Annotated in this window: 4 protein-coding genes; 2 read left to right on the top strand and 2 right to left on the bottom strand. The window is 37.8% G+C overall.

The annotated features are described in order from the left end of the window. The first annotated feature begins 159 nt into the window (after positions 1-159). Both carB and ABWO41_RS13890 read left to right on the top strand, forming a co-directional pair. The gene (gene carB, locus ABWO41_RS13895; protein ID WP_353139174.1) at positions 160-2973 is read left to right on the top strand and encodes a carbamoyl-phosphate synthase large subunit; all 2814 of its coding nucleotides are present in this window, start codon (positions 160-162) and stop codon (positions 2971-2973) included. A gap of 119 nt (positions 2974-3092) precedes the next feature. Continuing rightward, on the top strand, positions 3093-3959 hold the full coding sequence (locus tag ABWO41_RS13890; RefSeq protein WP_353139171.1) for a glycoside hydrolase family 16 protein: 867 nt from the start codon (positions 3093-3095) through the stop codon (positions 3957-3959). 48 nt (positions 3960-4007) lie between these two features. Here the strand turns inward: ABWO41_RS13890 and ABWO41_RS13885 are convergent, their stop codons facing one another. Together ABWO41_RS13885 and ABWO41_RS13880 are read right to left on the bottom strand one after the other, a co-directional pair. Then, the gene (locus tag ABWO41_RS13885) at positions 4008-4592 is read right to left on the bottom strand and encodes a hypothetical protein (protein ID WP_353139168.1); all 585 of its coding nucleotides are present in this window, start codon (positions 4590-4592) and stop codon (positions 4008-4010) included. Positions 4593-4601: 9 nt separating this feature from the next. Continuing rightward, positions 4602-6765: TonB-dependent receptor (locus ABWO41_RS13880; protein WP_353139165.1), on the bottom strand; the 2164-nt coding region annotated here is incomplete at its 5' end.

The following is a 6765-nucleotide window of genomic DNA, read 5'->3' as shown; positions in this document are numbered from 1 at the left end:
GGTAATAATTCTGCTTTCCTTAATCATTACTATAAATTTTACAAAATTAAAGCGGAGGTTATTTCAGAAGATTCATTTTTTTCCTATCTTTGCATCCCGACAAACAAGTCGGGCTTTTCTATAAAAAGCGTAAGAAAATCCCGAAAATAATTTACGCCAATGCCAAAAGATACGTCAATTAAATCAGTCCTGATCATCGGATCGGGTCCAATCATTATCGGTCAAGCTTGTGAATTTGACTATTCTGGTTCTCAAGCCGCTTTGTCTTTGAAAGAAGAAGGGATCGAGGTTTCAATCATTAACTCCAATCCGGCAACCATCATGACGGATAATGTGATTGCAGATCATGTTTATCTGTTGCCATTAACGGTTGATTCTATTGAGCAAATTTTACAGGAACGTAAAATTGATGCGGTATTACCTACTATGGGAGGCCAAACTGCTTTAAATCTTGCTAAGGAAGCCGATGAAAGAGGTATTTGGACAAAATACGGAGTGAAAATTATAGGTGTTGATATTGCAGCTATAGAAAAAACAGAAAACAGAGAGGAGTTTAGACAACTGATGGTAGACATCGGTGTTGGTGTTGCTCCTTCTAAAATAGCAAACTCTTTTCTGGAAGGTAAAGAAGCTGCTCAGGAAATAGGTTTTCCGCTGGTAATTCGTCCTTCTTACACATTAGGAGGTTCTGGTGGTGGTTTCGTACATAGAAAAGAAGACTTTGATGCTGCTTTAACCAGAGGATTAACAGCCTCGCCAACTCATGAAGTGTTGGTAGAACAAGCTGTACTGGGATGGAAAGAATTTGAGCTGGAGTTATTGAGGGATAGTAATGACAACGTGATCATTATTTGTTCTATCGAGAATTTCGATCCAATGGGTATCCATACAGGAGACTCTATTACTGTTGCTCCTGCAATGACTTTATCCGACAGAGCATATCAGGAAATGCGTAATCAAGCGATCAAGATGATGAGAGCTATCGGGAATTTCGCAGGTGGATGTAACGTACAATTCTCTGTAAATCCGGCAAATGACGATATTATTGCTATAGAAATCAACCCTCGTGTTTCCAGATCTTCAGCTTTAGCTTCCAAGGCTACAGGTTATCCGATTGCGAAGATTGCAGCTAAATTGGCGATCGGTTACAACTTGGATGAACTACAAAACCAGATTACAAAAACAACTTCGGCATATTTCGAACCTACTTTAGACTATGTGATTGTTAAGATCCCTCGTTGGAATTTTGATAAATTCCCGGGAGCTAATAAAGAGCTGGGCCTACAAATGAAAGCGGTAGGAGAGGTTATGGGTATAGGTCGTTCTTTCAACGAAGCCTTACAAAAAGCTTGTCAGTCTTTGGAAATTGGCAGAGCAGGTTTGGGTGCAGACGGAAAACAAGATAGAAATGTAGAGGACATTATGTACAAATTGGAGCATCCAAGCTGGGACAGACTGTTCGCGATAAAAGATGCTTTGAGAATTGGTGTTCCTATCGAATCTGTTAGAAAAGCAACCAGAATAGACAAGTGGTTCTTACACGAAATTCAGGATCTTGTTAACTTAGAAAACGAGCTGAAACGCTATACATTAAACAACATTCCTAAAGACATGTTGTTGACGTTAAAACAAAAAGGTTTCTCTGATGTGCAAATTGCCTGGTTACTGGGTGTAACAGAGGATGAGGTTTACGATAAGAGAAAAGAACTGGGTATTAAGCGTGTTTATAAAATTGTAGATACTTGTGCTGCGGAATTCCCTGCACAAACACCTTACTACTACTCAACATACGAAGGAGAGAACGAATCTGTTCCTTCAGATAAAAAGAAAATTATCGTTCTGGGCTCTGGTCCGAACAGAATTGGACAAGGTATCGAGTTCGATTATTCTTGTGTACACGGTTTATTAGCTGCTAAAGAAGAAGGTTTCGAATCTATCATGGTGAACTGTAATCCAGAAACAGTTTCTACAGATTTCAACATGGCCGATAAATTATACTTCGAGCCAATCTTCTGGGAGCATGTTAGAGAAATCATAGATTTAGAGAAGCCAGAGGGGGTTATTGTTCAGTTAGGTGGACAAACTGCTTTGAAGATGGCAGAGAAACTGCATGAAAAAGGAATTAAGATCATTGGTACTTCTTTCGATAACATGGATATTGCCGAAGATCGTGGGCGTTTCTCTGACTTATTAAGAGATCTGAATATTCCTTACCCTAAATACGGTGTAGCGGAAAGTGCTGAAGAAGCATTGAAAGTTGCCAATGAAGTAGGATATCCGGTATTGGTAAGACCTTCCTATGTATTAGGGGGACAAGGAATGAGTATCGTAATCAATGATGAGGATCTTGAGAAGGCAGTAGTGAAGTTGTTAGGTGATTTACCTGGGAACAGGGTATTGATTGACCACTTCTTAGATAGAGCGGAAGAGGCTGAGTCAGATTCGATTTTTGATGGTGAAGATGTTCACATTATTGGGTTAATGGAACATATAGAGCCGGCAGGTATTCACTCCGGAGACTCCAGCGCAGTATTACCTCCATACACATTATCAGCAAATGTGATCAGCAAAATGGAAGAGTATACAGAGAAATTAGCGAGAGCTTTGGATATTCGCGGATTGATGAACATCCAGTTTGCTATTAAAAACGAAGATGTATATGTAATCGAAGCTAATCCAAGAGCATCCAGAACTGTTCCTTTCATAGCGAAAGCATATGATGTTCCTTATGTAAACATTGCGGCAAAAGTGATGTTAGGGACTAAAAAGCTGAAAGACTTTACAATCGAGAGAAAGCTGAAAGGATATGCGATTAAACAACCTTTATTCTCTTTTTATAAATTCCCGGAGGTAAATAAGAAATTAGGTCCAGACATGAAATCGACAGGGGAGGCAATCTTGTTTATTAAAACGTTAGAAGATCCTTACTTCGTAAAACTAAATAAAGAAAAGTCGATGTACTTATCTAAATAAGCATTCAATCCCCGAAGATACCTTCGGGGATTTTTGTTTTATTAATCCGTAAAATCTGTTTATTACGTTTGCTCTATAAAGATTATCTTTGATAGGATCCCATTTCTAAATAAACGTAAATGAAACCTCAAAAAAATATTCAAATCTTAAAAATTTCCTTGCTTACCGCTTTTGTTTGTACTTTCAACCTTTCAGGTAGAGGAAACATAAACGATAGTAAACAAGTAAAAAATAAAGACTGGCAGTTTGAAACACAACCATTTTGGTTTGATGAGTTTGACTATCATGGAGAACCGGATAAAAAAAAATGGGGATACGATTTGGGGAGTGAAAATAACGGTTGGGGAAATCAGGAACTACAGTACTACACAAAAGATCTTAAAAATGCTCATGTAGAAAATGGTGTTTTGAAAATTACTGCTTTAAAAGAAGATATTGAGGGGAAGAAATATAGTTCTGCCCGGTTGGTTTCTAAAGGTAAGGGAGATTTTTTATACGGCAGATTCGAATTTAGGGCAAAGCTACCTGAAGGAAGGGGAACATGGCCAGCCTTATGGATGTTACCTACAGACTGGGCATATGGTGGCTGGCCCAAATCTGGTGAAATTGATGTTATGGAGCATGTTGGTTATGATAAAAATAACGTTCATGTTACCGTTCATACAGAAGCTCATAATGGTATGAAAGGAACCCAGAAAGGAAAAGCAAAAGTGATTGACGGTGCAACGTCAGATTTCCACATTTATAAAGTAGATTGGACACCCTATGCGGTTAAAGGTTATATCGACGACGAAAAGGTTTTTGAATATATAAATGAAGGAAAAGGGTTTGAGTCTTGGCCTTTTAACAAGCGGTTTCATATTTTAATGAATGTAGCTGTTGGAGGAAGCTGGGGAGGTCAGAAAGGTATAGATGATTCTGTTTTTCCGGCTACAATGGAGGTTGACTATGTGCGGGTGTATAGAATGATAGAGCAGAAGAAATAAATAGTGCTCCCAAATTGGGAGCACTGCAATTTAGAATTCTTTTATTTTTTAATGATCCTGGCCATCTCCCACAACAGGATGAATCTCGACAGTTCTATTGAAGTCATAAGACCCACCGGCCTGGTTATAGTTTGGATTATTCCACGTCTGAGCTGCAGCATGGTTCTTATTCAATCCGTGTCTTAAAATCAAATTCCATTCAAAACCACTTTCTGTAGCTTGATTAACAGTTAAGTATCCTTTTAAACCCACTCTTTCATCTGCATACGTATAATCAAAGATGCCATCTGGTGCACCAACAAAGAAAAACTGATGTGAAGGTGCGTCAAAATCACTATTGATTTTTACTCCTTTATAGTAAAAATCAATTTCCATTAAATAAGTTTCGCCTGCATGAAGGTGTACATGAGATGGAGAAGAAACAGTCTTGTCTTTTTCAAAAGTTACTTTTACAGTATCTCCACTTGCATGGAATTCTGTTCCCTGGAAATGTCCTTCAATAAAATTTACAATTGTACCATCAATTTGTTCCAGATTTTTTTCTGCAACAGGATCATCTTTTTTACAAGCAGTAAAACTTAAAGATAAAATGGTTATCAGTGCCAGGCTAAAAAAATTAAAATGCTTTTTCATGTTATTAAATTAAAATTTGTACGATAATCTAACTACTAAATTCCTTCCGGTTTCATAGGTGAAGTATCTAAATCTGTTAAGGTAATCTTTATAGTTAGTGTTGAATAAATTAAATACAGAGGCACTTAAGCCTAATGTGTTCTCTTTCAGTTTATAATTCATTCCTCCTGAAAGATTGAATAAATGATAGGAAGGCGGGGGAAGTGCAAAATCTCTATTTTCCTGATGCCTGTGTTGTTTGGCTACAAAGCTATGCTCTATTGTTAAGAAAGGCTGTGATACTTTTGAGGATTGCTTATTGATATTCCAGATAATAGCATTATTTACACGATCTGTGGGGATAAAAGGCAAATAACTATTATTGTTAATGTCTTTAGCTCTTACCATAGAAGCTTTTAACTGCCAATCGAAATGCCTGGAAATGGAATATAAGCTGGATAAATCCGATCCAATAAATCTGGCGTTAGTCTGCGTGTAATAGAACTTAAGGAATTTAACGCCCCAGTCGATAGCGTATTCACCGCTGGGCTGCAGATAGATATAATTGTCCACATAATTGAAATAACCGCTCAATTCTACCTGCCAGGCTTTTTTGTTTAGGGATAGCGTGTTAATCCATTTATAGCCTTTTTCACTACTTAAGTTCTTGTCGCCAATTTCAAAAGATGCATTGCCATGATGCAGACCATTGCTATAAAGTTCATTTACAGAAGGAGGTCTCCAGGCAAAGTTGAAATCAGATTTGAAGTTAAGATCGTGTTTTAAGTGAAATAGACTACCTAAAGAGAAGCTTGCATTATGGAATTTGTGGTTTCCCCCATACCAAACCTCATTGGCATCATAACCTGCGGCGTCGATGGTTTTATAATCATATCTGATTCCTGTTTCAAGCACCGTATTATTCAGCTTCAATTTTTTAATAAAGAATAAAGACGGATTGAAGCTGTCGTAATTTGGAATTAAAGGAGTCATGGAAGTTCCCGGAATGCTATTGCTTACAATAAGCGAAGTGTTGATTCCAAATTTGGTATAAGCATCCAGAGATTGACTTTTTTGATAAGAAACTTCCAGATTTTGTGCGTTGAGGTCAAGATCTAATGTAGGCAAAGTACTTCTCCCCCCTCGCCTTAAATCATATTCCTGACGTTGGTTGTTCTGAAAGCTATAACTGAAATTTAGAATTCCGTTATTACTTAAGAATTTCTTACCTTTTAGTCTTATGGTGTGATGATGTACTTCTTGATTAGGGACGTCTATATTGTAAGAAAAGTTTCCGTCGGAAAACGGACGCCCATGCTCAATCATATACTGTAGATCATCCTCCCCTCCAATATGAGCATCTTTAAGAATACCTAATCTGGTATTAAAAGAGCTCAAGAATAAATCCCCTTCAAAAGATTTCTTCTTGTAGCCCAGCGTTACAGAACCGTTAAGTTCTTCTATTCCGGTGTTATTTAAAAAATAATCTGGTGTAGAAGCGTTACCAGCTTTTTTTATAGTCCCCTGAATACGCCATGCTAACGACTCATTTAACATGTTACCTTCAACTTTGCCAGAAAACAGACCCATCTTTCCGTTGGAAGCGCCCAGGAGATCAACTTCATAAGATAAAGGAAGATGATAGTTTAATTCTCCTGGATTCATCAGTACAATTCCGCCCAAGGCGTCAGAACCGTATTCAACTCCGGCAGCACCTTTAACAACCATAATATTCCTGGTTAGAAAGGGATCTATTTCTGGAGCATGTTCATTGCCCCATTGTTGCCCCTCTAGTCTAACCCCGGCATTATAAATAAGAATTCTATTGGAATGCATACCGTGTATGACCGGTTTTGAGATTGTAGGTCCGGTTTGTACAGTTGTCACCCCGGGAATACTATTCAATACTTCACCTAAGCTTTTCCCTTTGCTTAATTCGTATTCTCTCTCACTTAATTTTTGCGCAGTATAAACAGGTTCATATGTGTTGCTGGAGACAATTTGTACTTCCGTAAGTTCATTTTTGTCTTCGAATAACAAAACATTAAGTTCCGTGTTTTTTTGAATATTTATAGAAAATGATTTTTTTCCATACCCAACAAACGACACGTCAACCCGGTAGTCTCCCGAACAAAGTCTATTAAAGTGAAAATGCCCCTGTTGGTCTGCCGGAACTTCTTTAGATGTATTGACA

It is taken from the genome of Pseudopedobacter sp. (assembly GCF_040392825.1).
GTDB lineage: Bacteria > Bacteroidota > Bacteroidia > Sphingobacteriales > Sphingobacteriaceae > Pseudopedobacter.
This window is presented reverse-complemented; position numbering and strand designations above follow the sequence as displayed.

What these genes read in the sequence shown, in the direction of transcription:
- carB (WP_353139174.1), top strand. Translation starts at nt 160, where the DNA reads ATGCCAAAAGATACGTCAATTAAATCAGTCCTGATCATCGGATCGGGT.
- ABWO41_RS13890 (WP_353139171.1), top strand. Translation starts at nt 3,093, where the DNA reads ATGAAACCTCAAAAAAATATTCAAATCTTAAAAATTTCCTTGCTTACC.
- ABWO41_RS13885 (WP_353139168.1), bottom strand. Translation starts at nt 4,592, where the DNA reads ATGAAAAAGCATTTTAATTTTTTTAGCCTGGCACTGATAACCATTTTA.